This is a genomic window from Maritimibacter sp. 55A14, assembly GCF_003122205.1.
In the GTDB taxonomy this organism is placed as follows: Bacteria; Pseudomonadota; Alphaproteobacteria; order Rhodobacterales; family Rhodobacteraceae; genus QEYE01.
Map to the genome: position 1 here is coordinate 1 of NZ_QEYE01000017.1, position 26,140 is coordinate 26,140.

Annotated in this window: 30 protein-coding genes and 2 pseudogenes; 14 read left to right on the plus strand and 18 right to left on the minus strand. The window is 66.1% G+C overall.

All coding sequences use genetic code 11. The annotated features are described in order from the left end of the window. The 7 genes and pseudogenes from DDZ14_RS14005 to DDZ14_RS14035 form a co-directional block, all read left to right on the plus strand. A pseudogene (locus DDZ14_RS14005) lies at positions 1–114 on the plus strand (IS5/IS1182 family transposase); the annotation flags it as partial. A 321-nt stretch (positions 115–435) separates the two neighbouring features. Beyond that, entirely contained in the window at positions 436–648 is a 213-nt protein-coding gene (locus DDZ14_RS14010) for a hypothetical protein (RefSeq protein ID WP_109425607.1), read from the plus strand. Continuing rightward, a complete protein-coding gene (locus DDZ14_RS14015; protein WP_233252592.1) occupies positions 593–1,306 on the plus strand; it encodes a LuxR family transcriptional regulator in 714 nt (237 codons plus the stop codon). Before DDZ14_RS14010 ends, DDZ14_RS14015 begins: the two co-directional genes overlap by 56 nt. Positions 1,307–1,534: 228 nt before the next feature. Then, positions 1,535–3,058: an ATP-dependent RecD-like DNA helicase gene (locus DDZ14_RS14020; RefSeq protein ID WP_109425609.1), complete on the plus strand. Its 1,524-nt coding sequence runs from the start codon at positions 1,535–1,537 to the stop codon at positions 3,056–3,058. 57 nt (positions 3,059–3,115) lie between these two features. Further along, entirely contained in the window at positions 3,116–3,748 is a 633-nt protein-coding gene (locus DDZ14_RS14025; RefSeq protein ID WP_109425610.1) for a sulfotransferase family protein, read from the plus strand. Between the two features lie 93 nt (positions 3,749–3,841). Continuing rightward, positions 3,842–4,078 (plus strand): Lrp/AsnC ligand binding domain-containing protein, encoded by a 237-nt coding sequence (locus DDZ14_RS14030; protein WP_109425670.1) that lies wholly within the window; start codon positions 3,842–3,844, stop codon positions 4,076–4,078. A 32-nt stretch (positions 4,079–4,110) separates the two neighbouring features. Next, positions 4,111–4,824, plus strand: a complete 714-nt coding sequence (locus DDZ14_RS14035) for an SDR family oxidoreductase (protein WP_109425611.1) — start codon at positions 4,111–4,113, stop codon at positions 4,822–4,824. 15 nt (positions 4,825–4,839) lie between these two features. On the opposite strand, the gene DDZ14_RS14040 is transcribed toward DDZ14_RS14035, so the two are convergent. From DDZ14_RS14040 to DDZ14_RS14075, 8 genes are all read right to left on the minus strand, one after another. Then, a complete protein-coding gene (locus DDZ14_RS14040; RefSeq protein ID WP_109425612.1) occupies positions 4,840–5,604 on the minus strand; it encodes a TIGR02186 family protein in 765 nt (254 codons plus the stop codon). A 2-nt stretch (positions 5,605–5,606) separates the two neighbouring features. Continuing rightward, the gene (locus tag DDZ14_RS14045; RefSeq protein WP_109425613.1) at positions 5,607–6,530 is read right to left on the minus strand and encodes a sulfite exporter TauE/SafE family protein; all 924 of its coding nucleotides are present in this window, start codon (positions 6,528–6,530) and stop codon (positions 5,607–5,609) included. A 94-nt stretch (positions 6,531–6,624) separates the two neighbouring features. Beyond that, positions 6,625–7,062, minus strand: a complete 438-nt coding sequence (locus DDZ14_RS14050; protein ID WP_233252593.1) for a GNAT family N-acetyltransferase — start codon at positions 7,060–7,062, stop codon at positions 6,625–6,627. Beyond that, positions 7,059–7,718 carry a tRNA (adenosine(37)-N6)-threonylcarbamoyltransferase complex dimerization subunit type 1 TsaB gene (tsaB, locus tag DDZ14_RS14055; RefSeq protein WP_109425614.1) on the minus strand — a complete coding sequence of 220 codons (660 nt, stop codon included), beginning with the start codon at positions 7,716–7,718 and terminating at the stop codon, positions 7,059–7,061. The genes DDZ14_RS14050 and tsaB overlap by 4 nt, the downstream gene beginning before the upstream one ends. Further along, positions 7,708–8,268 (minus strand): NifU family protein, encoded by a 561-nt coding sequence (locus DDZ14_RS14060; protein ID WP_109425615.1) that lies wholly within the window; start codon positions 8,266–8,268, stop codon positions 7,708–7,710. Before DDZ14_RS14060 ends, tsaB begins: the two co-directional genes overlap by 11 nt. 79 nt (positions 8,269–8,347) lie before the next feature. Next, complete coding sequence (locus DDZ14_RS14065) at positions 8,348–8,803, minus strand: universal stress protein (protein WP_109425616.1); 456 nt, start codon at positions 8,801–8,803, stop codon at positions 8,348–8,350. 72 nt (positions 8,804–8,875) lie between these two features. Next, positions 8,876–9,739: a branched-chain amino acid aminotransferase gene (locus DDZ14_RS14070; protein WP_109425617.1), complete on the minus strand. Its 864-nt coding sequence runs from the start codon at positions 9,737–9,739 to the stop codon at positions 8,876–8,878. Between the two features lie 69 nt (positions 9,740–9,808). Then, positions 9,809–10,294 carry a VOC family protein gene (locus tag DDZ14_RS14075; RefSeq protein WP_109425618.1) on the minus strand — a complete coding sequence of 162 codons (486 nt, stop codon included), beginning with the start codon at positions 10,292–10,294 and terminating at the stop codon, positions 9,809–9,811. Positions 10,295–10,521: 227 nt separating this feature from the next. On the opposite strand from DDZ14_RS14075, the gene DDZ14_RS14080 reads away from it, so the two are divergent. Beyond that, positions 10,522–11,103, plus strand: a complete 582-nt coding sequence (locus DDZ14_RS14080) for a L,D-transpeptidase (RefSeq protein WP_109425672.1) — start codon at positions 10,522–10,524, stop codon at positions 11,101–11,103. Positions 11,104–11,262: 159 nt separating this feature from the next. Here DDZ14_RS14080 and trpS read toward each other — a convergent pair whose 3' ends face one another. Then, positions 11,263–12,309 (minus strand): tryptophan--tRNA ligase, encoded by a 1,047-nt coding sequence (gene trpS, locus DDZ14_RS14085; RefSeq protein ID WP_233252594.1) that lies wholly within the window; start codon positions 12,307–12,309, stop codon positions 11,263–11,265. An 81-nt stretch (positions 12,310–12,390) separates the two neighbouring features. On the opposite strand from trpS, the gene DDZ14_RS14090 reads away from it, so the two are divergent. Further along, positions 12,391–13,089, plus strand: coding sequence for a rhomboid family intramembrane serine protease (locus tag DDZ14_RS14090; RefSeq protein WP_109425619.1), 699 nt, complete (start codon positions 12,391–12,393; stop codon positions 13,087–13,089). A gap of 14 nt (positions 13,090–13,103) precedes the next feature. Here DDZ14_RS14090 and murJ read toward each other — a convergent pair whose 3' ends face one another. Genes murJ through DDZ14_RS14105 form a run of 3 tightly spaced genes read right to left on the minus strand, consistent with a single transcriptional unit; the run spans position 13,104 to position 18,596 of the window. Then, positions 13,104–14,648: a murein biosynthesis integral membrane protein MurJ gene (murJ, locus tag DDZ14_RS14095; protein WP_109425620.1), complete on the minus strand. Its 1,545-nt coding sequence runs from the start codon at positions 14,646–14,648 to the stop codon at positions 13,104–13,106. Next, a complete protein-coding gene (locus tag DDZ14_RS14100; RefSeq protein ID WP_109425621.1) occupies positions 14,645–17,467 on the minus strand; it encodes a [protein-PII] uridylyltransferase in 2,823 nt (940 codons plus the stop codon). The genes murJ and DDZ14_RS14100 overlap by 4 nt, the downstream gene beginning before the upstream one ends. Continuing rightward, entirely contained in the window at positions 17,427–18,596 is a 1,170-nt protein-coding gene (locus DDZ14_RS14105) for a penicillin-binding protein activator (RefSeq protein ID WP_109425622.1), read from the minus strand. The genes DDZ14_RS14100 and DDZ14_RS14105 overlap by 41 nt, the downstream gene beginning before the upstream one ends. Before the next feature lie 104 nt (positions 18,597–18,700). Between DDZ14_RS14105 and rsmI the strand changes: the two genes are divergently transcribed. From rsmI to DDZ14_RS14125, 4 genes are all read left to right on the plus strand, one after another. Further along, a complete protein-coding gene (gene rsmI, locus DDZ14_RS14110; protein ID WP_233252595.1) occupies positions 18,701–19,561 on the plus strand; it encodes a 16S rRNA (cytidine(1402)-2'-O)-methyltransferase in 861 nt (286 codons plus the stop codon). Further along, positions 19,558–19,911 carry a YraN family protein gene (locus DDZ14_RS14115; RefSeq protein ID WP_109425624.1) on the plus strand — a complete coding sequence of 118 codons (354 nt, stop codon included), beginning with the start codon at positions 19,558–19,560 and terminating at the stop codon, positions 19,909–19,911. The genes rsmI and DDZ14_RS14115 overlap by 4 nt, the downstream gene beginning before the upstream one ends. A gap of 88 nt (positions 19,912–19,999) precedes the next feature. Further along, the gene (gene gshB / locus DDZ14_RS14120; protein ID WP_109425625.1) at positions 20,000–20,947 is read left to right on the plus strand and encodes a glutathione synthase; all 948 of its coding nucleotides are present in this window, start codon (positions 20,000–20,002) and stop codon (positions 20,945–20,947) included. Further along, entirely contained in the window at positions 20,944–21,852 is a 909-nt protein-coding gene (locus DDZ14_RS14125) for an alpha/beta hydrolase (protein WP_109425626.1), read from the plus strand. Before gshB ends, DDZ14_RS14125 begins: the two co-directional genes overlap by 4 nt. Here the strand turns inward: DDZ14_RS14125 and DDZ14_RS14130 are convergent. From DDZ14_RS14130 to DDZ14_RS14145, 4 genes and pseudogenes are all read right to left on the minus strand, one after another. Beyond that, positions 21,828–22,430: pseudogene (locus tag DDZ14_RS14130) on the minus strand (ATP-binding protein); the annotation flags it as partial. The gene DDZ14_RS14125 and the pseudogene DDZ14_RS14130 sit on opposite strands and share 25 nt — an antisense overlap. Before the next feature lie 78 nt (positions 22,431–22,508). After that, the gene (locus tag DDZ14_RS14135; protein WP_109425628.1) at positions 22,509–22,847 is read right to left on the minus strand and encodes a hypothetical protein; all 339 of its coding nucleotides are present in this window, start codon (positions 22,845–22,847) and stop codon (positions 22,509–22,511) included. A 10-nt stretch (positions 22,848–22,857) separates the two neighbouring features. Beyond that, positions 22,858–23,418, minus strand: a complete 561-nt coding sequence (locus DDZ14_RS19435; protein WP_146193150.1) for a hypothetical protein — start codon at positions 23,416–23,418, stop codon at positions 22,858–22,860. Between the two features lie 57 nt (positions 23,419–23,475). Then, complete coding sequence (locus DDZ14_RS14145; RefSeq protein ID WP_109425674.1) at positions 23,476–23,715, minus strand: DUF6471 domain-containing protein; 240 nt, start codon at positions 23,713–23,715, stop codon at positions 23,476–23,478. Positions 23,716–23,811: 96 nt separating this feature from the next. On the opposite strand from DDZ14_RS14145, the gene DDZ14_RS14150 reads away from it, so the two are divergent. Then, positions 23,812–24,774 (plus strand): IS1595 family transposase, encoded by a 963-nt coding sequence (locus DDZ14_RS14150; RefSeq protein ID WP_109425675.1) that lies wholly within the window; start codon positions 23,812–23,814, stop codon positions 24,772–24,774. A gap of 245 nt (positions 24,775–25,019) precedes the next feature. On the opposite strand, the gene DDZ14_RS14155 is transcribed toward DDZ14_RS14150, so the two are convergent. Both DDZ14_RS14155 and DDZ14_RS14160 read right to left on the minus strand, forming a co-directional pair. Beyond that, entirely contained in the window at positions 25,020–25,499 is a 480-nt protein-coding gene (locus DDZ14_RS14155) for a hypothetical protein (protein ID WP_109425630.1), read from the minus strand. A gap of 126 nt (positions 25,500–25,625) precedes the next feature. Further along, the gene (locus DDZ14_RS14160) at positions 25,626–26,099 is read right to left on the minus strand and encodes a hypothetical protein (RefSeq protein ID WP_109425631.1); all 474 of its coding nucleotides are present in this window, start codon (positions 26,097–26,099) and stop codon (positions 25,626–25,628) included. Positions 26,100–26,140: the final 41 nt, after the last annotated feature.

The following is a 26,140-nucleotide window of genomic DNA, read 5'->3' on the forward strand; positions in this document are numbered from 1 at the left end:
ATCATGTTCGGTAGGCTCAAAGACTGGCGACGGGTCGCAACCCGATATGACCGATGCCCGAAGGTATTCCTCTCCGCCATCGCACTCGCCGCAACCGTCATCTATTGGCTATGAGTCCTGACCCTAACCCAATAAAGATGGGGTATGCCTCAACGGGAATCGGGCTTGGCATATCAACCCCCCATCCGCGCAATATCGGTGCGAAGACAGGTAGGATGAACGCTGTGCCAAAAACAGGGATTACAAGACTTCCCCAAATCTGAACGCTGTCTGCATCTCGTGTGGTGCCGCGGATTACGAACCACACGCACCGACATAAGAAAATCAAGAACCTCTGCATAAGACATCCTCATATCACGAGTCTCCCCGCGATAGATAGTCCGTATGTCAAGGGGATACACCCCCCAGTTTTTAACCGATCGGGATGCACTCTGAATGGCACAGGAATGGATGATCGACGTTCTGGAGGATCTCAAGTCCTTCGCACAGAAGAACGGGATGCTGGCACTGGCTGAACAACTCGACGACACGATCCTGGTCGCGGCTGCGGACGTGAGGTTGGGCAGCGGTCCCGGCGGTGCGGGGAAAGTGCATGCCGACAAGACTGGAGCGCTTTATCGGGCGCATGGATCAGGCGACATCGCTTGACGGTCTGCAAACCCTGGTAGAGGGGCTCCGCGATCTCTACGAGGTCGAGCATCTGATCTATCATTCCGTCAAAGGCGAGGGCGGGCAATACGCGGCCCGCACCTATAACGAGACCTGGGTCGGCCGATATATCGAGGAAGACTATGCCCGGATCGACCCGGTCGTTCTGGGCTGCTACCAGCGCTTCAACCCGGTAGACTGGAAACAATTGGACTGGTCAGGCCGCAAGGTCCGCGACTTCCTGGCCGAGGCGATCGAAACCGGGGTAGGCAACCAGGGTATCTCCGTGCCGATCCGCGGGCCGAACGGCCAGTTCGCGGTCTTCACTGTCAATCACGGCTGCCATGATGCGGATTGGGCGGCTTTCCGGCAGACCCATGCGGCGAACCTGATCCTGATCGCCCATTTCATCAACCAGAAGGCGCTGGAGATCGAACGCGGATCGGACCACGTTCCCGCCAGCGCCTTGTCGCCGCGGGAGGCCGACACGCTGACCCTGCTCGCGCTGGGCCTCAACCGCGCCCAAGCCGCGGAACGCCTTTCGATCTCGGAACACACGCTGCGCGTCTACTTGGATTCGGCGCGCTTCAAGCTGGGTGCTGCCAACACAGTTCAGACGGTTGCCCTGGCGCTCTCGCGCGGGCTGATCCTGGTCTGACCGGGGCCATTGCGCGCAGTACACGTTACCGCATCAGACCATGGTTGCTCCCTCTGCCGCCACCGGCAACGAGGCAGCCCACGATCCGATCCGTCCAAGGCCGGCCGGGCTGGCCGCCGGGGTGCTGGCGAAGCGCGATCCGGCCGCGCCGCCGCCGCCTGATCGGCGCTGGCCTCCGCCTGTCGCGGGCGATAGCATGGGCCCGATCCCCGCAGCACCAAGGGCGCGATGCAGTTTTCCGAAGACCAGGCCGAGGCCCATGACCGTATCGCCGCCCTTCTGAAGGACGCGGGCGTGGATATCCTGGACGGGGTACTCACCCCCCTGCGCGAGGGCGGCGAGAGCGACGTTCTGGCGGTCATAGGCAAGGCCGGATCGGGAAAGACGATGCTGCTCGCCGCGCTCTACGAGGCGCTGACCGATGCGGGGGTGGAGCCGGTCTCGGGCGACTGGGAAGGCCGCCGGCGGCGCGACCGGCGCACGCTTGCGATCCTCGCCCCGACGAACAAGGCGGCCAGCGTCCTGCGCAATCGCGGCGTGCCGGCAACCACGATCCACCGCATCCTCTACACCCCGGTCTACGACCCGGAATACGAAAAGATCGCCGAATGGCTGGCCGGTAGCGTCGAGAAGCCGGAAATCGAGGGCCTGACCGACGCCGCGCTCAACCGGGCCGCGGCCTTCTTCGCCAACCATCGCTCGATCCCCGGCGCGCTGGCCGCCGCGGGCTTGCGGGGCTCCGATTTCATCCGCGGCTGGAAACGGCGCGAGGACCCGCTCGATATCGGATTCGTCGATGAAAGTTCGATGCTGGATGCGCGCCAGTTTGACGATTTGAAGGAGATATTCCCGACCCTCGTGCTCTTCGGCGATCCCGCGCAGCTTGCCCCGGTGGGCCAGTCCGGGGAAATGGTCTTCGACACTTTCCCGCCGGAGCGGAAGCTGACCCTGTCGCGCATACACCGGCAGGCCGAGGACAATCCGATCCTCGATCTGGCCCATGCGCTGGGCGACCCGGAGCTGACATTCGAGGCCTTCGAACGGCTGATCGAAGCGGCCGCCGCCCGCGACGACCGCGTGGTGGTGGCGCCGCGCGTGGATGCCGGGCTGATGGCACGCTTGCCGGTGCTGGTCTGGCGCAACGCGACGCGCATCCGCCTGATCCACGCTTTCCGCGCGGCCTATGACGCGCCGCCCGATGCGCTGCTGCCGGGCGAGCCGCTGATCTGCGACGGGATCGAACTGCCGCTCAAGCACCGCAGGAAACGCATCGACCTGGAGGCGCGCGGCCTGATCAAGGGCGCGCAGGTGATCTACAAGGGGCCGGGCAACAAACCGGGTTTCTCCCGGCTCCACGTCATTGGGGCGGAGGACCCGCAGGTGTCCGCCGCCTCGATCGTGAAGATCGAGATGCCCGATGCCGAGGAACCCTTCATTCCCTTTGCTGCCCATATGGGGGCCGCCTTCCTGCATGGCGCGGCGGTGACGGTCCACAAGGCGCAGGGCTCGCAATGGCCCGCGGTGCAGGTCTTCGCGCCCGACCTCTACGCCGCGGCGCGCTCGGGCCGGACCGAGGCGGGCACGCCGCTCTGGAAGCGTCTTGCCTATGTGGCGATCACCCGCGCCGAGCACCGGCTGATCTGGGTCACACGCTATCGGCTGGCGCGGCCCACCGCGCCGCTGAGCGTTTCGGACCTTTCGACGCCCGATGCGCCGCCGCTGACCCTGACCGCCGCCGGGCAGGAGGGCTAGGCAATCACCGCGCCGAAGCCGTGCCGGGCTAGGCGCCGCAACCGGGAGGACCGGAGAATGGCACTGGAGATCATCGGGGCGGGTTTCGGGCGGACCGGGACGAACTCTCTCAAACGCGCGCTGGAGCATTTGGGTTTCGGCCCATGCCACCACATGTTCGAGGTCCGCGAGAGCCCCGAACAACTTGCGCTCTGGCAGGCGGCGGCGCGAGGCGAGACGCCGGACTGGGACCGGGTTTTCGCCGGGTTCCGGTCGCAGGTCGACTGGCCCGGCGCCCGCTTCTGGCGGGAGCTCGCGGCGCAGTACCCTGCGGCGAAGGTAATCCTGTCGGTCCGCGACCCCGACAAGTGGTTCGACAGCGTGCAGGCCACGATCGGCCGCTTCATGGCCGATCGCGGCAAGCACGAGACGGCGCAGGAGAACGCGCTGGCGGAGATGGCCCATGAGTTGGTCGTCCGGCAGATTTTCGACGGCCGTCTCGACGACCGGGCCTTCGCCACAAAAGTCTTCCGCGATCACGTCGCCGCGGTGAAAGCGGACATCCCGCCCGAGCGCCTGCTGGTCTTCGAAGCCGGCGAGGGCTGGCCCCGGCTCTGCGATTTCCTGGGCGTGGAGGTCCCCGACGCGCCCTATCCGCACACCAACACCACCGCCGAATATGCCGCGCGCCGACAGGCGGCGCCCGACTGACCGGCCGTGGCGCGCGCCATCAATGCCGGTTGGCACCCGCGCGCCGCGCTTCTACACTCGCCCCGAACCGACGGCCTCGAAGGGAGCCCCTCCATGCAATGCGTCTTCGTCCAGATCCGCTGCACCCCCGGCAAGACCTACCAGGTCGCCGACGCCATCTATGACCGTGAAATCGTGTCGGAGCTTTACTCGACCAGCGGCGATTTCGACCTGCTGGCCAAGGTCTATGTCCCCGAGGATCAGGATGTGGGCCATTACATCAACGAGAACCTGATCAACATTCCCGACATCACCCGATCGCTCACCACCATGACCTTCAAGGCGTTCTGAGGGGCGGCCGGGGGACTGGAGAGAGGGCCGCCATGGCACGGACAACTGCGATCACCGGCGCGGGGTCTGGCATCGGCGCGGCGACGGCGCGCGCCTTTCTGGACGCGGGCTGGCGGGTGGCGTTGATGGGCCGGCGTCCCGCCCCGCTGGAGGAGGTCGCCGCCGGGAACCCGGACGCACTGGTGGTGCCTGCCGACGTGTCGGACGCGGACCAGGTGGACCGCGCTTTCGCTACTCTGGTGCAGGGCCTCGGTCGGCTCGACGTGCTCTTCAACAATGCCGGCGTCTTTCCGGCGGCGGCGACCATCGACGAGACCGACCCGGCGGAGTGGCGCCGCGTCGTGGACATCAACCTTACAGGCGCGTTTCTCTGCGCCCGCGCGGCATTCGCGCAGATGCGCGCGCAGCGTCCGCAGGGCGGGCGGATCATAAATAACGGCTCCATCGCCGCGCATGTGCCGCGGCCGCGTTCGGTCGCCTATACGGCCACGAAACACGCGATCACCGGGCTGACCCGCGCGCTGTCGCTCGATGGGCGGGACTTCGATATCGCCTGTGGCCAGATCGACATCGGCAATGCCCGCACCCCGATGGTCGAGGCGCTCTCGCGCCGCGATCCGCAGCCCACGATGGATGTGGCGGACGCGGCGCGCGCGGTTTTGCACATGGCCGAATTGCCGCTCGAGGCCAATGTCCAGTTCATGACCCTGATGGCGACCAAGATGCCCTATATCGGGCGTGGCTGACGGATCTGGCGTGGATCAGAGCCGGATGCGCTGGAAGACCGCCGAGGCCCCCCAACCCGCCAGGATGGCGATGAAGATCGACAGCAGCCCATAGAGCAGTGGCTTTTCATGGGCGAGGTCGAAAATCCAGCGTTCCAGTCCCACCTTGCTGACCTCTATCACAGTCTCGTGGCTTGATACGACCTGCCTGTCGCGGGTCAGGAAAATGCGCGCGGTGTAGTGGCCTTCCACGAGGTTGGCGGGCAGGGCCACATTGGCACGAAAGAGCGTCTCCTGATCCAGCCGCACGCCGCCTTCGGCGGTCTGGTAGAGGTCGTTCTTTTCCCGCAGACGGACCACGGCGGACGAAAACGTCTGCGCATCGGTGATCGTCATAGGGGCGCCGACCGATCGGATCATGCGGTTGATGCTGATCCGGTGGCGCAGATCCTCGACTTCCGAGAGCACCTCGTTCAGCGGGCCGGTGCTGGCCACGGCATAGAAACTCGGCGCGGCATCGACTTCGACCGAGTCGGTGTTCACCCAGATGCTCCAGACCCGTTCCTTGCGCCGCACGACGACCGGGCGCGATGGGCCGGTGATGGTAACGATGACCTGGAGAGGCCCGGCCTCGGGCGGCGGCGCCATGCGCTTCACCGCACCATAGACCACGATCTCCGAGCCGTCGAAATTGGCGGTGATGGAGACGCGGTTCTGGCTCAGCCCCGCGACGACCTCTTCCTCGGCCGATGCACCGATTGGCAGGAGCAGCAGAAGCGTGAATGCCAGGATGCGCTCCATGTTCATTCCGCCACTTTGCCGAGGGAGTAGAGTTCGGCCGGCTCGATCAACAGTTCGAGCGCCAGCTTTCCGCAGACCACTAGTACGAGAACCGCCAGCAGGATGCGCAGCCGTTCAGCCTGCATCTTGACCCCGATACGGGTTCCGATCTGTGCCCCGAAGACGCCGCCGACAAGAAGGAACACGGCCAGTGCCATGTCCACCGAAAAGTTTGTGGTGGCGTGCATAAGTGTGGTGAATGCGGCGACGAAGATGATCTGGAAGAGCGACGTGCCCACCACCACCTTGGTCGGCATGCCGAGCAGATAGATCATCGCCGGCACCATGATGAAGCCGCCGCCCACGCCCATGATCGCGGAAAGCACACCGACGAAGGCGCCGACGATGAGTGGCGGGATCGCACTGATGTAAAGCCCGGATGTGCGGAACTTCATCTTCAGGGGCAGGTTGTGGACCCAGATATGCTGGTGCCGCTTGATTACCCGGCCCCTGCGCGACGGGTCGCGCGCGCGCATCAGCGCGCGGAGGCTCTCGATGAACATCAGCCCGCCGATGATGCCCAGAAACACCACATAGCAGAGCTTGACCAGCAACTCGACCTGACCCATCGCCTTGAGCATCGCAAAGACCTGCACGCCCACCGCGGCGCCCACGAGACCGCCGCCCAGAAGCACCGTGCCCATGCGCAGATCGACGGTCTTGCGTTTGAAATGGGCCAGTACCCCGGACAGCGAGGACGCGACGATCTGGTTCGCGCCTGTCGCCACCGCCACGGCGGGCGGGATGCCGATGAAGAAGAGCAGCGGGGTCATCAGGAAGCCGCCCCCGACGCCGAACATCCCCGACAGGACGCCCACCATCCCGCCGAGCCCCAGGAGCAGGAAAGCGTTGACGGAAACCTCGGCGATGGGAAGGTAGATCTGCATGATCCATTTCAAGCAGGGCGGCGCGTGCAGCACAAGAGGCAAGCCGGTCGTCGCGCCAGCTGGACCGGCAGGTTCTCCCGTCTGGACGGGGTGCTCAGCCTGAGGCGAACGATTTGCGCAGCACCAGCGCGTCCAGCGGCCGTCCGTCAGGCCTGCGATAGTAACCGGCGCGGCGGCCCGCACCCCGGTATCCCATTCGGGCGTAGAGCGCGCGCGCCGGGGCGTTGTCTTCGGCCACTTCCAGGAATATCTCCGCGGCCCCTTTCGCTGCGGCCAGGGCTTCGAATTCCGCCAGCAGGGTCTGCCCGCGGCCCGCGCGGCGCAGGTCGCGTGCGACCGCGATGGTCAGCAATTCGGCCTCGCCCGCGACGACCCGGCCCAGTGCGAAGCCCGCCTCGCCGCCGCAGAAGACCGTGGAGCGCTCGGCCAGCAGGGAGGCGAATTCCGGGGCGCTCCAGGGGCGGGGCGTGGTGAAGGCCGCGGCGTGCAGCCGGGCCAGCGCCTCGGGCAGCGTCGGCGGGGCAGGGGTCACGGCAGGATGACCGGCGGCTGGTCCGAGGCGGGCGCCGCGTCCGCCCCTCGCAGATAGAGCGGTGCAGGGCGCGGCTGCGGGCGGTCCCGGCGGCGCGCGGCAACTTGAGCGATGGCTTGGGCGACAGGCAGGCGCGGCGCGGCGGCGCGTGCGCCCAGAACCGCGGCCACCGCCCCGGCCTCATGCCCGATGCAGGCGGCGCCCGCGGCGCCGGGCAGGGGCGGCAGCGCATCCAGCGGCGCGGTCACGGGCGCGGCGGCCTGCTCCCCGTCCAGAAGTTGCAGATGAACCATGCCGCGCCGCGCGTCGATGGAGGCCAGGACCGGGCCGGGCGCGGCCTCTGCCAGCGCCTCGAACCCGCTCACCCCGATCGCCGGGCGGCTTAGCGACAGCGCCAGCCCGCGCGCCGCTGCCACTGCGATGCGGATGCCGGTGAAATTCCCCGGCCCCGTGCCCACCGCCACGGCATCGAGATCGCGCCACCCGAGGCCGCCCTCGGCCAGCACCTCCTCGAGCAGCGGGAAGAGCCGTTCGGCCTGTCCGCGGTCCATTTCCTCGCTGCGGGTGGCCAGGACCGTCCCGCCCGACAGCAAAGCGGCCGCGCAATGCGCGGCCGATGTGTCGAAGGCCAGTATACGGGCGGCGTCAGGCGGCAACGGGCCTGACCTCGACGACCTCGGGGATGTAATGGCGCAGCAGGTTCTCGATCCCCATCTTCAGCGTCAGCGTGGAGGACGGGCAGCCCGCGCAGGCCCCCTGCATGTGCAGATAGACCACGCCCCGGTCGAAGCCGTGAAACGTGATGTCGCCGCCGTCCTGCGCCACGGCGGGACGCACGCGAGTATCCAGCAACTCCTTGATCTGGCGCACGATATCGGCATCCGGGCCATCGTGGTCGGCGTGCGCGTTCTCGTCGCGGTCGCCCTCGATCACCGGCTGGCCGGACTGGAAATGCTCCATGATCGCGCCCAGGATCGGGGGCTTCACATGTTCCCAGGCGACCGAGTCGTCCTTGGTGACGGTCACGAAATCATGCCCGAAGAACACCCCCTTGATGCCCTCGACCGCGAAAATCCGGCTGGCCAGCGGTGATTTCCCGGCCGTGTCGGGGGCCGGGAAGTCGGCCGTGCCGTTTTCCAGCACGGTCTGTCCGGGCAGGAATTTCAGGGTCGCCGGGTTTGGGGTCGATTCCGTCTGAATGAACATCGCGCGCACCTCTTTTCTATGCCTTGAGATATGCGCCCGCCCCACCGTCATGTCAAGATTTAGAACGATTCCAAACTGGTCAGGACACCGATTCCAGTTCTTCCTTGCTGAGCCCACCCGGCACAATGGTGATCGGGATCGGTAGCGTGCCCGACGACCGGCTGAGATGCGTCACCAGCGGTCCAGGACCGTCGCGCGAAAGTCCCGCACCCAGGACCAGCACGCCGACATCGCGGTCTTCCTCGATTTGCGCCAGGATTTCCGGCACCGGTTCGCCCTCGCGGATCACCAGTTCCGGATCGACGCCCTGCCGGTCGCGCATCCATTTGGCGAAGACCTCGAAATGCACCTCGATCCGCTCGCGGGCCTCGGCGCGCATGATATCCGCGACACCGATCCAGTGCTGGAACTCCTCGGGCGGAATGACCGCCAGGATCTGCACTCCGCCGCCGGTGCGCGCGGCCCGCATCGCGGCGAAGCGCATCGCGTTAAGGCATTCCTTGCTGTCGTCGAGCACGACGAGAAACTTGCGCATGGTCCTGCGGCCTCCCTTGACCGGTGGATGATGGCCGGGCGCGGGCGGCGTTGCAAGCGCGCCGTTGCCGCCTCAAGCCTCGCTGCGTGCCCAATCCCAGTACATGTCGCGCAGCCGTCGCGTGACCGGCCCGATCTGGTAATGGTTGTCGTCGAACCGCGTCACCGGCGTGACCTTCATCAGGTTGCCGGTCAGGAAGACCTCGTCGGCGGTATGGAAATCCTCGAATGTCAGTACCGTCTCATGCGCCTGCACCCCGTCCGCCGCCAGGTTGGAGATATGCCGCGCCCGCGTGATGCCCGCCAGGAACGTGCCGTTGGGCACCGGCGTGAATATCTCGCCGTCGCGCACCATGAAGACATTGGCCGTCGCCGTCTCCGCGACATTGCCCAGCGCGTCGGCCACCAGCGCATTGCCGAAACCCTTGGCACGGGCCTCCGCCAGCATCCGCGCGTTGTTGGGATAAAGGCAGCCCGCCTTGGCGTTGACCACCGCATCCTCCAGCACCGGGCGGCGGAACCGCGTCGTGGTCAGCGTCGTGGCGGTGTCGGGATCGGGCATCGGCACCTCTTCGAGGCAGATGCAGAAGCCCGTCGCGCCGGGTTCCGGAATGATGCCCAGATAGCCGCCGTCGATGCCCCAGTACATCGGACGGATATAGACCGCCGCATCGCGCGGATAGGCCGCGAGCCCCTCGTGGACGATCTCCACCATGCGCGCGGTCTCCACCGTGGGGGTCAGCATCAGTGCGCGGGCGGAGGCGTTGACGCGCGCGCAATGCGCCTCCAGGTCCGGCGCCAGCCCGTCGAACCAGCGCGCCCCGTCGAAGACGGTCGTGCCCAGCCAGGCCCCGTGATCGGCGGCGCGGATCACCGCCGGATCGTCCTCGTGCCAAGTCCCGTCGAACCATGTGCGGATATTCGTGCCGACCGCCATTGCGCCCTCCCTGCCTGCCGAGCGCGCATCTTGTCACCGCGAGCGCGGGGCGTCCAGCCGGATGCAGCGTCAGGCCGCCTCGGCGATCAGCGCGGGGACGTCGAGGGGCGCGTTGGACATCTTCAGACCGCCATCGGCGTCGCGCGGCCAGTCCTCCTGCGGCCGGTCGCGGTAGAGCTCCACCCCGTTTCCGTCCGGGTCGCGCAGATAGACCGCCTCGCTGACGCCGTGATCGGCCGCGCCGTCGAGTGGGATGCCCGCCGCCAGAACCCGGCGCACCGCATCACCCAGGCTCGCCCGGTCGGGATAGAGGAACGCCGTGTGATAGAGTCCCGTATGTCCCGGCGGCGGCGGCGTCGCGCCACGGCTCTCCCAGGTGTTGAGCCCGATATGGTGGTGATAGCCCCCCGCCGACAGAAAGGCCGCGCCGGAGGCGTATTTCTGCTGCAACTCGAATCTGAGAACCCCGCCATAGAAGGCGATGGACCGGTCGAGGTCGGCGACGCGCAGATGGACATGTCCGATGCGGGTCGCCGGGTGAACGCTTTTGGTCATTGCTCTGCTCCGTGATCTGTTTCCATCAATATAAGGCGTTCGCAGAAGCGCGAAAACACGCGCCCTCGCACCGCTAATGTGCATTCATGCCAAAGCCGCCGCCGCCCGCCGCGGAAAGTTGCCGATCCGGCACACCGCCACCCGCCCCACGAAAATTTTAATGGCGGGTGCGCTTGGCTTCCGGCAATCAGACCCCAGATCGGGTCAACACGATGAAAGGCAGGACCATGACGCAACGCAGATTCGACCGCCGAGGCATGCTCGTCACGGGCGCGGCAATGCTGGGCAGCCTCGCCAGCCCGGCGCTGGCGCAGGGCCTCCCCGGCGATACGCCCCCGGTGACGGTGCGCCGGAACGCCTCGAGCTTCCGCACGCTCGTCTGGCAGGACCATTTCGAGACGTTGGAAGGTGGCGCGATCCTCGCCGACACGACCTCGCGCGCGGTGCATTACTGGTCCGAGGATGAAAGCATTTACCGGCTCTACCCCTCCTCTGTCCCGATGAGCGAGGATCTTACCCGCCGCGGTCTGACCCGCGTCGTCCGCAAGGTGGTCGGCCCGACCTGGCGGCCCACCCCCTCGATGAAGGAGCGCGACCCCAGCCTGCCCGATGTGGTCGGCCCCGGCCCGGACAATCCGCTGGGCTCGCATGCGCTCTATCTCGCATGGCAGTTTTACCGCGTCCACGGCACCCATGACACGCGCAAGATCGGGCGGCGCTCCTCCTCGGGCTGCATCGGCCTCTATAACGAGGATATCGCCGAGCTTTTCGAGATGGCCGAGGTCGGCACGCAGGTGCGGCTGGTCTGACCGTCCGGAATCCTCCACCGGCCTTCTTCTTGCCTCCAATATCCCCGCCGGAGGCCCCGCGGCCGCCCATGGCGGCCGCATCGCAAAATCTTGGGCCGCGCATGGCGGCCGCAACGCAATGTCTTGCGCCGCGCGCGCGCCGCCGGTCAGGGCGCGCGGTCAGCCACGCACCATGCCCACGATATCGAAGGTACGCTCCAGGATCGGCTGCGCGAGGACGCGGGCGCGCGCCGCGCCGTCGGCCAGGATGCGGTCGATCTCGGCCGGGTCGTGCATGAGCCTCGCCATCTCCGCCGAGATCGGCGCAAGCTCCGCCACCGCCAGATCGGCCAGCAGCGGCTTGAACTCGGAAAACGGCTTGCCGCCATGCTCGGCCATCACCTGCGCCACGGAACCGCCGGAAAGCGCGGCATAGATGTTCACCAGGTTGCGCGCCTCGGGCCGCGCCTCCAGCCCGCCGGGCGCCTCGGGCAGCGGTTCGGGATCGGTCTTGGCCTTGCGCACCTTCCGTGCGATCGTGTCGGCATCGTCGGTGAGGTTGATCCGGCTCATGTCCGAGGGGTCGGATTTCGACATTTTCTTGGTGCCGTCGCGAAGCGACATCACCCGCGTCGCCGCGCCCTCGATCACCGGCTCCACCACCGGAAAGAACTCCACGCCATAGTCGTTGTTGAACTTGATCGCGATGTCGCGGGTCAGCTCCAGATGCTGTTTCTGGTCCTCGCCGACTGGAACATGCGTGGCGTGATAGGCCAGGATGTCGGCCGCCATCAGGTTGGGATAGGCGAAGAGCCCGACGCTCGCCTTCTCGCGGTTCTTGCCGGCCTTGTCCTTGAACTGGGTCATCCGGTTCAGCCAGCCCATCCGGGCCACGCAGTTGAAGATCCAGCCCAGTTCGGCATGCGCCGGGACCTGGGACTGGTTGAAGAGGATCGAGCGCGCCGGGTCGAGCCCCGCTGCCAGGTAGCCCGCCGCCAGTTCCCGCGTCGCGCGGCGCAGCGCGTCTGGCTCCTGCCAGACGGTGATCGCGTGCATGTCCACCACGCAATAGATTGTCTCGACGCCGCTGTCCTGCATCTCGACGAAACGCTTGATGGCGCCCAGATAATTGCCCAGCGTCAGCCCGCCAGAGGGCTGGATGCCGGAAAACACGCGCTGCGGAAAATCCGGCGCGCGGCTATCAGGCATGTGGACCGTATCGCCCATCTCTAGTATCCCCCAGGAGGAAAATCCGTCCGCAGGCTTATCGCCGCCGGACCGTCAGGCGTCAACCGGAGGTTTCCGTGCATGTTCCAGCCAGATCACAACGCCTCGCCGCTCAACCCGCTGCCCTGGGCCGTCAGTTTCCTGGCGCTCCTCGTTACCGGGATCGAACTGCTCTTCGGTGCGGGTGAACGCGGATTCATCGGCGGACCCGAGGCGGTGGGCTGGCGGTTGACGGCGATCCGCGACTGGGGCGTGATCGACCCGGTCTTCGACTGGATGGTGCAGACCGGCCAGTTCCCGCCCTCCGAGCTTGCACGGCTGCTCACCTATCCGCTGATCCATGCCGGTTTCACCCATGCGCTCTTTGTCGTGGTCTTCATCCTGGCGCTGGGCAAGATGGTGGGGGAGATCTTCAGCCCCGCCGCGCTCCTGTCGGTCTTCTTCGGCTCCGCCGTCTTCGGGGCGCTGGCCTACGTGCTGCTGCTCGACGAACGCACGCCTCTGGTGGGTGGGTATCCGGGCGTCTACGGGCTGATCGGCGCGTTCAGCTATATCCTGTGGATGAATCTCAGTGCGACCGGCCACAACCGATACCGCGCCTTCACGCTCATCGCGGTGCTGCTGGGCATCCAACTCGTCTTCGGGCTGATCTTCGGCGGCGGCAACGACTGGGTCGCGGATTTCGCGGGCTTCGTCATGGGGTTCTTCATGTCCTTCGTCGTCAGCCCCGGTGGGGTCCAGCGGATGCGCGACTGGGTGGCGCGCGCGCGGCAGCGCTAGACAGCCGGGGCCGCTCAGCCGCGCTTCAGGGCCGAGCGCAGATCCGTGGCCGTGAAGGCGCCGGTCGCGATGCTGGCCAGCCCGTAGAGCAGCATTCCCGCCGCCACCAGAAGCGCCAGCGCCGGTCCGCGCCAAAGCCCGCTCTCCCAGGCCGGCGCCAGGACGAGGTTCAGCGCGAAGAGCCCCGCCGCCATCAGCCCGGTGGCCAGCAGGATGCGCGGCAGACGCCGCCTGAGGCGCGCGTCGAACTGCGCCGCCGCGCCCATCCGCCGCGAGCCGCGCCAGAGCAGCGCCGCCATCGCCCAGCCCGCCAGCGTGGTGCCCAGCGCGGCGGCGAGATAGCCCAGCGTGAAGCTCAGCCCGATCGCGAAGGCGGCGTTCACCACGAGAGCGGCGAGCGCGAAATAGAACGGCGTCTTCGTGTCTTCGCGCGCGAAGTAGAGCGGCTGAAGCACCTTTTGCAGCACGAAGGCGGGCAGACCCGCGCCATAGATCGCCAGCGCCGCGGCGGTGGCTGCGCTGTCGCCGGCCCCGAAGGCGCCGCGCTCGAAGAGGACCGAGATCAGCGCATGCGGCACCACCATCAGCGCCGCGGCCGAGGGCAGCGTCAATGCCAGCGCAAACTCGGTGGCGCGGCTGAAGGCGTGCTGGCCGCCGGCTTCGTCCCCGCCGCGCAGACGCCGCGACAGGTCGGGCAGCAGTACCACGCCGATGGCGATGCCCACCACGCCCAGCGGCAACTGGTAGAGCCGGTCGGCATAGTTCAGCCATGCCACCGCGCCGTCGAAGAAACTCGCGACCTGGCGGCCGACCAGAAGGTTGATCTGCACCACCCCGCCGGCCAGCATCGCGGGCGCGGCGATCACCGCCAGGCGCCTGAGTTCCGGGGTCATGCGGGGGCGGTGGAGACGCACGCGCATCCCCGCGCGGTCGGCGGCGCGCCAGACCAGCGCAAGCTGCGCGACGCCCGCCAGCGGCACGGTCCAGGCCAGAGTCGTGCCGATATCCCAGCCCAGCGCGCCGGCCAGCAGAATGGCGCCGATGAAAAGCACGTTGAGCAGCACCGGCGCGGCGGCGGCGGCGGCGAAGCGGCCCATCGCGTTCAGCACGCCCGACAGGAGCGCAGCCAGCGAGATGAAGAGGATATAGGGGAACGCCACGCGCCCGAAGGCCACCGCCATGTCGAACCGCGCGTCCCCCGCGAAGCCCGAGGCCATCGCCAGCACCAGCCAGGGCATGAAGACCTGCGCCAGAAGCGTGAAGACGACCAGCAGCGTGGCCAGTGCCGTCATCGCGTCCGACGCGAAACCGCGGGCGTCATCGCCGGCCTCCAGCCGCTTGGCGAACATCGGCACGAAGGCCATATTGAAGGCGCCCTCGGCAAAGAAGCGGCGGAACATGTTGGGCAGCGAGAAGGCGATCAGGAAGGCCTCGGCCACCGGCCCCGCGCCCAGATACGCCGCAATCAGAATATCGCGCAGGAAACCCAGCATGCGGCTGGCCAGCGTCCAGACGCCGACCGTGAAGAAGCCCCGCACCAGCCGGATCGGCGCGGTCATTCCTGGGCCCTTTCCGCGCCCTTCGCAATGGCGTCGGCCAGCTTGCGTTCCAGCGCGTCGCGCTTGGCCTGCGAATGGAGTTTCAGGCCGAACATGTCCTTGACGTAGAAACTGTCCACCGCCTGCGCGCCATAGGAGGCGATCACCGCGCTGGCGATATAGATGTTGTTGGCCGCCAGCACCCGCGTCAGATCGTGCAACAGGCCGGGACGGTCGCGCGTATCGACCTCGATGATCGTGTAAATCTCCGAACCCTCGTTGTCGAAGGTGATCGAAGTCGGGACACGGAAGCGGCGCTCGCGTTTCTTGAGTTTGTCACGGTCGGCCAGCGCGGTGCTGGCCACGACCTCGCCCTTCAGGGTCTTCTCGATCATGCTGCGCAGCCGCGGCAGCTTCTCCTCGCTATAGGGATGGCCGGCGGCGTCCTGGAGCCAGAAGACCGGCGTCGCGTAGCCGTCGGAGGAGGTGAAGGTCTTGGCTTCCACCACATTGGCGCCGACCAGCGCCAGCGCGCCCGCGAGCCGCGAGAAGATGCCCGGATGGTCGGCCAGTGCGAAACAGGCCCGTGTCGCGTCGCGATAGGCGTCCGGCGTCAGCTCGATGCGGATCTCGTCATCGCCGATATCGCGCAAGAGCCGCGCGAAGACGGCCTGCGTGCCGGTGTCGAGCCCCTGCCAGTACTGCGGGTAGTGCCGGTCGCATTCATGCTTGAGCGCCGCCTTGGGCCAGTCGCCCAACTCGGCGCGCAGAGCCGCCTTGGCCTCGTTCACGCGCTTGGCGCGCCCGGCTTCCTCCAGTCCGCCCTCCAGCGTCTCGACCGTCGCATTGTAGAGCTCGCGCAGCAGCACGGCCTTCCAGTTGTTCCAGGTGCCGGGGCCGACGCCGCGGATGTCGCATACGGTCAGCACCAGCAGCAGGTTCAGCCGGTCGCGCGATTTCACCAGCCGGGCGAAGTCGCGCACGGTGCGCGGGTCGCTTAGGTCGCGCTTCTGGGCTACGTCGGACATTAGCAAGTGATGGCGCACCAGCCATTCCGCGGTCTCTGCCTCCGCGGCGTCCAGCCCCAGCCGCGGCGCCAGCCGCCGTGCGATGCGCGCGCCCAGGATCGAGTGGTCCTCGGGCTGGCCCTTGCCGATATCGTGCAGCAGCAACGCCACGTAGAGAACCCGGCGGTTGACGCCCTCGTTCAGGATCGACGAGGCGATGGGCAACTCCTCCACCCGCTCGCCGCGCTCGATCTCCGCCAGGTTGGAGATGCACTGGATGGTGTGTTCGTCCACTGTGTAGTGGTGGTACATGTTGAACTGCATCATCGCCACGATGTTCTGAAACTCGGGGATGAAGGCGCCCAGCACACCCAACTCGTTCATCCGTCTGAGCGAACGTTCCGGGTTGCCGTGCTTGAGCAACAGGTCGAGGAAGATGCGTGTGGCCTCGGGATCGTTGCGCAACTCATCGTCGATCAGGTGCAGGTTACCGGTCACCAGCCGCATCGCGTCGGGGTGGATCAGGTAGCCGGTGCGCAGCGCTTCCTCGAAGAGCCTCAGCAGGTTCAGCTTGTCGGCCAGGAAGGCGGTCTCGTCGGCCACGACGATCCGGCCCTGGGCGATGTCGTAGCCCGGCTTGAGCTTGCGCCGCCGCCCCGCGCGGCGCAGGAAACCCACGACGGAAGGCTCCTTCTTCACATGCGCGGCCTCCAGTGCGGTCAGGAAGATGCGCGTCAGGTCGCCCACCGCCGTAGCGTGGCGGAAATAGTCCTGCATGAAATGTTCCACCTCGCGTCGCCCGCCGCGATCTTCGTAGCCCAGCCGCTGCGCGACCTCGACCTGATTGTCGAAGGTAAGCTGGTCCATCGGGCGGCCAGCGATCAGGTGCAGGTGGCAGCGCACCGCCCAGAGAAATGCCTCTGCCCGCTCGAAGGTCTCGAATTCCTCGCGCGTGAACATGCCCAGGCCGACCAGGTCATGCGGGGCATCGACCCGGTGCAGGTATTTGGCGATCCAGAAGAGCGATTGCAGGTCGCGCAGCCCGCCCTTGCCTTCCTTGACATTGGGTTCCAGCACGTAGCGCTGTCCGCCCTGCTTCTCATGCCGCGCGTCGCGTTCGGCCAGCTTGGCCTCGATGAACTCCCGTCCGGTGCCCTTGAAGAGATCGTCCCAGAGCGCCGCGTCCAGCGCCGCCGCGAGGCTGTTGTCGCCATCCAGGAACCGATGTTCCAGAAGCGCGGTGCGGATCGTCATGTCCTCGCGCCCCAGCCGGACGCAATCCTTCACGGTGCGGCTGGCATGGCCTACCTTGAGCCGCAGGTCCCACAGGATGTAGAGCATCGACTCGATGACGCTTTCCGCCCAGGGGGTGATCTTCCAAGGCGTCAGGAAGAGCAGGTCCACATCCGAACAAGGCGCCATCTCGGCGCGGCCGTAGCCGCCCACGGCGAAGATCGCCAGACGCTCGCTCTCGGTCGGGTTGGGCAGCGGGTGAAGGTAGCGGCGCGCGACCCAGAAGACCGCCGTCACCACCTGATCGGTGAGCCAGGAATAGGCACTGGTGGTGGCGCGTGCCTCCAGCGGGCGGTCGCGGAATGTCTCCGATATCGTGGCAAAGCCGGCCTTGTAGGCCGCGCCGATCTCCGCGACCGCGGCGGCGCGGATCGCCCGCGCGTCGGCGCAGTCCTCGAACTGCGCGGCCAAGGCTCCGCGGAGGGCGTCGGGATCGAAAATCTCCCGTGCCGGACAGATCAGGGCTGTGGGGGCCGCGCGCGGCCGGAGATCCGCGGGGTCAGAGACCGGCGGCGCCGAAGCTTCTTGGGGCAGGGTCAAGGATGGTTACTTCGCTGTTCTGGATCTGCGCGATGGCGAGCGCGCGCTCGTTGGTGCCGTCCCGGCGGAACCGGAACACGCCGTTGACCCCGGCAAAGCCGGAGGGCTGGGTCAGCGCCTCGGCCCCCAGCGCCCCGGCGCCGCCGGTCTTGATCAGCGCGCCGATGGCCGCGATGCCGTCATAGGCGAGCCCGGCCAGCGGATGCGGCGCTTGACCGAAAGCCTGCGCATAGCGCGCCTCGAACCGCGAGGCGAGGCCGGGATCGGGCATGGTGAACCAGCCGCCCTGTACGCCGGGCAGCGCGAGGGTCTGCGCCGGGATGTCCCAGCGCGTCAGTCCCATGAACTGCACCTCCTCCGGGCCGACGCCGTTCTCCGGCAGAAGCTGCGTCAGGATCGGCAGCGCGCCGGCGCTGTCGGAGGTGAAGACGATGGCGTTGGTGTCCGTCTGCGTGGCCTGCTCGACGATCGGGCCGATGGCATCGACCACGCCCTGCTGCGAGAACTCGTAGCTCGCCGTGCCCGTCAGCGTCGCGCCGGTGCGGGCCGCGGCGCGTTCCACGGCGCGCTGGCCGATGCGCCCGGCGAGGTTCTGCGCATGGACCACCATCACCCGGTTGCGGCCCTGCGCCGTGCCGTAGCGCAACAGCCGGTCGGCGGCATTCTCGAAGGTGTTGCCCAGCAGATAGACATTGCCGCCCGCGATCTCGGGGTTGTTGGAGAAGCTCAGGACGCTGACGCCGCGCCCGGCCACGGCCTTGCCCGCCGCGTTCGCCGATTCCGCGAAGAGTGGCCCGATGATGATCTTCGCGCCGCCGTTCACCGCTTCGCGCGCCGCCTGCGCGGCGGCCTGCGCGCTGCCGCCGGTATTGTAGACCCTCAGGTCGATCTCGGCGCCGTCGAGATCGGCCAGCGCCATGCGCGCGGCGTTCTCGAGGCTCTGCGCCAGCGCCTCGGTCCGGGCGTCGCCGGAACCGTAGGGCGCCAGCAGTGCCACTGGCACGGCGTTGCGCGTGTTGATCAGCGGGCCGCCCCCGACGGTCGCGCCGCAGGCGGCCAGAAGCCCGAGGCCTGCCAGCAGGATGCCTCGTCTCGTGGCGCGCGCGGCGCGATGCGTAAGGCTGGACATTCGCGGTCTCCTCGAACACAGATCAAGACTGAAGCACGGCGGTTGCCGGAAACCTATCGGGTCGCTGTCGCCAAGTAAACGTCGCTCTGCCGCAGGAGGCGCCATTGCCGCAATCTCCCGCCGGTCTCGCGCCCGGTCTCAATTTCGTGGCCACGCCGATCGGGGCGGCGCGCGATATCACCCTGCGCGCGCTCGACATTCTGGCCGCGGCGGATGTGATCGCGGCCGAGGATACCCGCACCGCGCGCAAGCTGATGGACATCCACGGAATCGCGCCGGGTGACCGCCCGCTCATCGCCTATCACGACCACAACGGCGCGGCGCAGCGCCCGCGCCTGCTCGCGTTCCTGCGCGAGGGCCGGTCGGTGGCCTGCGTGTCGGAGGCCGGCACGCCGCTGATCTCGGATCCGGGATATGTTCTGGCGCGCGAGGCGATCGCCGAGGGGATCGAGGTGCGCGCGGCGCCGGGTGCCTCGGCATTGCTTGCGGCGCTGACCGTCTCGGGCCTGCCCAGCGACCGATTCTTCTTCGCCGGTTTCGCCCCGCCCGCGCAGGGCGCGCGGCTGAGCTACCTGAAAAACCTGGCCGATGTGCCGGGCACGTTGATCTTCTACGAGTCGCCCAAGCGTGTTGGGAAATTGTTAACCGACATGGTGGAGGCTCTGGGCGGTGCGCGGCAGGCGGCGGTCTGCCGCGAGTTGACCAAGAAGTTCGAGGAAACGCGCCGCGGCTCGCTGGCCGATCTGGCGGCGCATTACGCGCAGGACGCCCCGCGGGGCGAGGTCGTGGTGCTGGTGGATCGTCCCGGCGAACGGCAGGCCAGCGCCGATGAGGTGGAGGAGGCGCTGAAGATGCACCTGGCCGAAGGCAGCGTGAAGGACGCGGTGGCCGCCGTGACCGAAACCTACGGCCTGCCGCGCCGGGAGGTCTACAAGCTGGCGCTGAAGCTGGAGAAGGGCGTCTGACCGGGCTGACCGGATATCACGCCGGGCTCGCGGCGGAGGAGGCCGTGGCGCGCGACTACCTGCGCCGGGGCCACGCCCTGCGCGCCCGGCGATGGCGCGGCAAGGGTGGCGAGATCGACCTGATCCTGGATCGCGGCGCCCTGACCGTCTTCGTGGAGGTCAAGAAGAGCGGCACGCTGGATACCGCTGCGGCGCGGCTTTCGACCCGGCAGATGGCGCGGCTTCGCGTGGCGGCCGAGGAGTATCTGGGCGGACTGCCCGCCGGGCGCGACAGCGAGATGCGCTTTGATCTGGCCTGCGTGGACGCGACAGGCCATATCTCGGTGATCGAGAACGCGATAACGGACTGAACGGCGGCACCCGCCTCCCAATGCCGGAGATTGCAACCGGCGCGCGGGTCGGCCAAACAGGATGCGCAGGAACAGACAGGATCCGCCCATGCCGCTCAATGTCGCCATCCAGATGGACCCGATCGCGCCGGTCGATATCGACGCCGACAGCACTTTCCGCATCGCGGAGGAGGCGCAGGCGCGCGGGCACCGGCTGTTCTACTACACGCCCGAGCATCTGGCCTTCGAAAACGGCGCGGTCACCGCACGCGGCTGGCCGCTGGAGGTGCGGCGCGAGCGCGGCAACCATTTCACGCTGGGCGAACGCGCCCATATCGACCTGCGCAGCCAGGATGTCGTCTGGCTGCGCCAGGACCCGCCTTTCGACATGAGCTATATCACCACCACGCATATCCTGGACATGATCCATCCCGAGACGCTGGTGGTGAACGACCCGTTCTGGGTGCGCAACTACCCGGAGAAGCTTCTGGTGCTGACCTTCCCGGACCTCACGCCGCCCACCACAATCGCGCGCGATCTGGAGACGCTCAGGGACTTCAAGCACGCGCATGGCGATATCATCCTCAAGCCGCTCTACGGCAATGGCGGCGCGGGGGTGTTCCGGCTCGATCCGCAGGACCGAAATCTGAACGCGCTCCACGAGCTCTTCACCGGCATCAACCGCGAGCCGCTGATCGCCCAGAAATTCCTGCCCGACGTGGCGGCGGGCGACAAGCGCATCATCCTGGTGGACGGTGAGCCCGCGGGTGCGATCAACCGCGTGCCCGCGGTCGGTGAGACCCGGTCCAACATGCATGTCGGCGGACGGGCCGAGAAGGTCGGCCTGACCGCGCGGGAGCGCGAGATCTGCGCCGCGATCGGCCCGCTTCTGCGCGAGAAGGGCCAGATCTTCGTGGGCATCGACGTGATCGGCGGCTGGCTGACCGAGATCAACGTGACCTCGCCCACCGGCATCCAGGAGTTGGAGCGTTTCGACGGCACCAACGTGGCCGGCATGATCTGGGACGCCATCGAGGCGCGCCGGGCGGGACGGTGACCTGGCGGCTGCGGCTGATCGACGGCTGGCTCAGGCGCGTCGAGAAACCGTGGCTGGCCCGGTCGGCCGAACCGCAGGCGATGCGCGTCCGGTTCGAGCGCACCGCGCGGCTCATCTTCCGCGACCCGCCCTTTGCGACGGTCCAGCCCGACCGCGTAGGTGGCGTGCCGGCGCTCTGGGTTCGGGTGCGGGTCACGGCGCCGGCGGTGCTGCTCTATTTCCACGGCGGCGGCTATGTCTTCGGCAGCCCCCGGACGCATTGCGCGATGGCGGCGCGGATATCCGCCCTGACCGGGTGCGCGGTCTGCCTGCCGGACTACCGGCTGGCGCCCGAACATCCCTTTCCCGCCGCCTTCGCGGATACCTGCGCCGCCTGGGATGGGCTTTTGGCGCGCGGCTATAGCCCCGGCGACATCGCGCTGGGCGGCGACAGCGCGGGCGGCGGGCTGGCACTGGCGCTTCTGGGCCATCTCTGCCGGGCGGGCGCCGCGCGCCCGGCGGCGGCCGTGGCCTTCTCGCCCTGGACGGATCTGACGTTATCGGGCCAGTCCATTGCCGCGAACGCTCGGTCCGAGGCGCTGTTGCCCGCGCATCGGATCGAGGACGGGCGGGATCTTTATCTCGGCGGGCGCGACCCGGCGGACCCACGGGCCTCCCCGCTTTTCGGGGATTTCCCGGATTGCCCGCCGGTGCTCATCCAGGCGTCCCGCACGGAACTTCTGCGCGACGACGCGGTGCGGATGGCCGACCGGCTGGAGGCGCAGGGCGCGCATGTCACGCTCGATCTCTGGCCGGACGCACCGCATGTCTGGCAGATCTTCCAGGGCTGGCTGCCGGAGGCCGACGCGGCGCTGGCACGCGCCACCGGCTTCCTGCGCGATCAGCTCTCGGCCACCAGCCGGTAGGATACCGCCTCGGCCACATGCGGGCGGGCGACCTGCGCCGCGCCGTCGAGATCGGCGATGGTGCGGGCCACCCGCAGGACGCGGTGATAGCCGCGCGCGGAGAGGCCGAATTTCCCGGCCACGTTGTTGAGCAGCGCGCGTCCCTCGACATCGGGACGGGCGATCTCCTCCAGCTCCTCGCCCTCGGTGTCGGCGTTGACCCGGACATCCGGGCGCCCGGCATAGCGTGCCGCCTGCACGGCGCGCGCCGCGGCGACCCGCGCGGCCACCTCGGTCGTGCCCTCGCTGGCGGCGGGCAGTTCCAGATCGGCGACCGAAACCGGCGGCACCTCGATCCGGAGATCGAACCGGTCCATGAGCGGGCCGGAGATTCGGCCCAGGTAGTCCTCCCCGCAATGGGGCACACGGGCGCAGGCCCGCGCCGGATCGGGCAGGTACCCGCATTTGCACGGATTGGCTGCCGCGATCAGCAAGAAGCGGCAAGGATAGCGGATATGCGCATTCGCGCGCGCCACCACGACGTCGCCGGTCTCGATCGGCTGGCGCAGCGTCTCCAGCACCGGGCGGGGAAATTCCGGTATTATGGAGCAAACTCACCAAATATGATGATGTTTTCAACCACACTTAGCCGCACGTCTCGGAATGATAAGCGGCCTTCAGACTGCTTCGGCCTCCGTATGCGATGCTTGCTTCATTGCCTTGTAAGTTTTCTTAGCTTGCGCATTCCTCGCAGACGCAAGCTCCTTCTTAGCCATATCTTCAACAGATTGCGCCACTTGGGGGAAATGCATCACTGTCCACTGCCCCACGCGCTCAATGTCGTATTCCGTGAGCCAATCGGAATCCGCCCACTTCCTGAGGTAAATGCGAAGGGCCTCCACAAAGAGATCGGAACCCCCGTCCTCTGCTAGAACCCCCTTGAGGGCCTTACGGTCGCTGGGCCGAAATTCGTGAAAACGGTATGTCAGGACTTTGGGATTTTCCTTTGAAGTCATAGCATTCCCCTCAAGTTTCACGTATATCGTCCAATTGGACGCTCTCGTCTATGAGGCCCTTGAACCTCTCAAGAACCTTGCCAGCCTGCGCATCTGTTGGCGGCGTGATTCTACAGTATCTACCAGAACTTACGTTCACGAACCACAAAAGTTCCCCATCTACCTCATCTAAGAACAACTCACCGGCTGTCCTAGCTGGGCCGCCCATGAGCAATGTCGGATGTCCCAGCTTCTTCTCCTCTGCTGGGTGAACCGGAAAATTGCGCCTTCTCGGGTATCCCTCAACCGTCATCCCATCGATCGTCTCGGCGAGTTCCTCGACCGCTATATAAATGTCACCGTTTCCATCCATCGCCCAGATATATGTAATTGTTCGGGCGGAATGACGGAAAAGATGTGACTCGCTGGCAACGCGAAGATCGCTGAGGCTTCTACCAATTTCCCCAGCCAATAGGCACTTTGAAACCGGAGCGCGGGATTCTTCCCACTTGTCAACACTTTGCGGCTCCCTGGGAACCCCGAAATCATCGTCTAGTATCAATGAAGCCAACCCCGTCCCAAATCTTTTCATTATTCCTACGCCCAAAAACGTAAGAAATCAAACGGGGTGCGTTGGGCATTTCAGGCCTTAAGACCCTAAGTTGAGAGACTGCACCCCTATCGCATCCATGCACATCAAGAAGAACGCGGTTGTGAAGCTGCCCCGGCTTATCTTGTTCGCTATGTTCCGCTCTGTTTCCGGCGTCCCGAGTGCTGTCAGGCGATCCGCGAGCTGACCATAGGTTATCCCGCGCCGTTTGAGTTCGGCCTTCAATATGTTCTTAGCTTTGGCCTCGTAGCTTTCCACGACTGCCGTGTCCTTGGGCATGACCTGACCTCCAAAAAACATCATATCCGATGATATAACCCTTGTATCCGGTGAATGCTACACCTATATACGGTGTACAACATCATCGGATATGATATGGCACAGCATTTTCTCCTTTCTCCCGCCGCAAAAACGCTCTCGCTTGTGAAGGTCATGCGCATGTCTGACCGGCAAGCCCGTGAGGCTTTTCGTGCGATCCGTTGGGCCGATACGGATGGCGATCCGGTGTGCCCCGAGTGCGGCTGCCTGGATCACTACGACCTCAAGTCCCGTCCGGTCTGGAAGTGCAAGGGCTGCGCCAAACAGTTCAGTGTCACCAGTGGCACGATCTTTCACAGCCGCAAGCTTCAGGTGCGCGACATCCTGGCCGCAATCGCGGTCTTCATAAACGGTGCGAAGGGCTACAGCGCGCTTCAACTCTCCCGTGATCTGTCCGTTGACTACAAGACCGCCTTCGTTCTTCTGCACAAGGTGCGCGAGGCCATAGGGATTGCCCGCGACCACGGTGCGCTTTCGGGCGACGTCGAAGTTGATGGCGCGTATTTCGGCGGCTACGTGAAGCCCGCCAATGAGCGGATGGACCGCAAGGACCGCCGCAAGATGGAAAACCAATCAGGCAAGCGCCAAGTCGTAATCGTCGGTCGCCAGCGCGGCGGCTCAACTCACACCCATGTTGCCCAAAACGAAGCGGCGGGCGTGTCGTTTGTCCGCTCGCACGTCGAGCCGGGGTCAACCGTCCATGCGGACGAGGCGTCCCATTGGGACAAACTGGCGGCACATTTCCCGATAAAGCGCATCAACCACAAGGAAGCGTACTCCAAGGATGGCGCCTGCACGAACCAAGCCGAAAGCTTCTTTAGCCGTCTGCGTCGGGCCGAGATCGGCATCCATCATCATATCGCCGGGAAGTACCTCCACGCATACGCCTCCGAAATGGCGTGGCGCGAAGACATGAACCGCCAGCCGAACGCAAACCAGTTCGCGATGGCTGTTAGCGCCACCGCCACCGCGCCCCAATCGTCGCAATGGGCCGGGTATTGGCAGCGATCAGGCGTGTGAGGTAAAGAAACGCTGGACGGATTCCCTACAATTGCTTAGTTTAAAGATGCGAACGGGGAGACCTTTCGGCCTCCCCGCCTAGTAGATGCCACCCTACGGGGCTGCACCCGGATAGCCATGCTACGGCATCGCACACCGGCTGGAAGGGGTTATCGGCATAGTGGCCACCCCCATCTACTCCCCGGCAACTTCCAGTGCCGGGTCTGGCCCGCGCGGGTCAGGAAGATTGATCGAATGGCTCCCGGTTACTCCCATTCGACCTTTTCTGAGGAAGCGTCACCTTCCTCGGCGTCTGACCGACCCGAGGGTCGGTCATTCTCGTTGAGGGGCAACCCCTCTGAAATTTCATGCGGCATTATCCAGCCGCGACTGTCATGTGCGATCCGCCCCTCATTCTTCAGCCGCGAGAGCCGCGTACGGACACTGTTGATCGTGGTCTCAATGCCAAGGTGCCGAATGATGAAATCCAAAATTGCGACGGGCTGCCGCTTGCCATTCTTGATGGCCTCGATCACAGCTTCATCGCGGGCCATCTTCGGGCCAGAACCTGACAGCACAGTAGACTGAACGCCAGACCGCCCCCGGTCACCCCGTACGCCCTCGATTGCTGCGATGGCCGCATCGTATTCAGCAATCTGCGCATCAAAAGGCGCACACGCCTCGTTGCGCTTCTTGATGATTTTGTCGCGCTCATCCTTAAGAAGGGTGATCGGATCGCCTGTCATGAACGTGTCTCCGCAAATCTATCCCCCGCGTTATGGGGGTGACGACGAGATTCGTCAAGGGTTCAATAACAGGGGTGATGAGTCGGGATTATCCTATTACGATGCCGGAACAAACGAGAACATGCCTCAAGGGGCTGCGCCCTCGTTTAGTGTCCACATCTTGTACGGGCCGTTCTGGTCGTGGTCCTTGGTCCAGCCCACGTCCTTGATAAGCCCCTGATTGACACAGCCCTTTATGCAAGCCCCGATCCGCTTCCGCAGTAGCGCATAGGTCGCCTCATCTGCTGCAAGGCCGCGATCATCAACCCAAGCTTCCGTGATCTGGCGGGACGTGAGCGGGCCGTCTGCCTCGCGGAAAGCGTTCAAGACGAACCGCTTCACGCTGCCCTTCTCGGCCCGGTGCTTCGTCACGTATTCCTTTATGGCGTAGCTATCGGCTGCCGGATCGAAAAGCCGGATCGCCGCGTCCAGGTGGTCTATATCCACGGTCAGCTTCTTGATCTCGGCTTTGTAGCGGGCGCGCAGGTCGCTCAGTTCCTTGCGCTTGGCCTTAAGGCCGGAAACGGTGTTCGGGCGTTCATATGTCGGTGTGTTCTTCATACATGGCAATGTACATCATCATTTACAGCGTATCAATCATC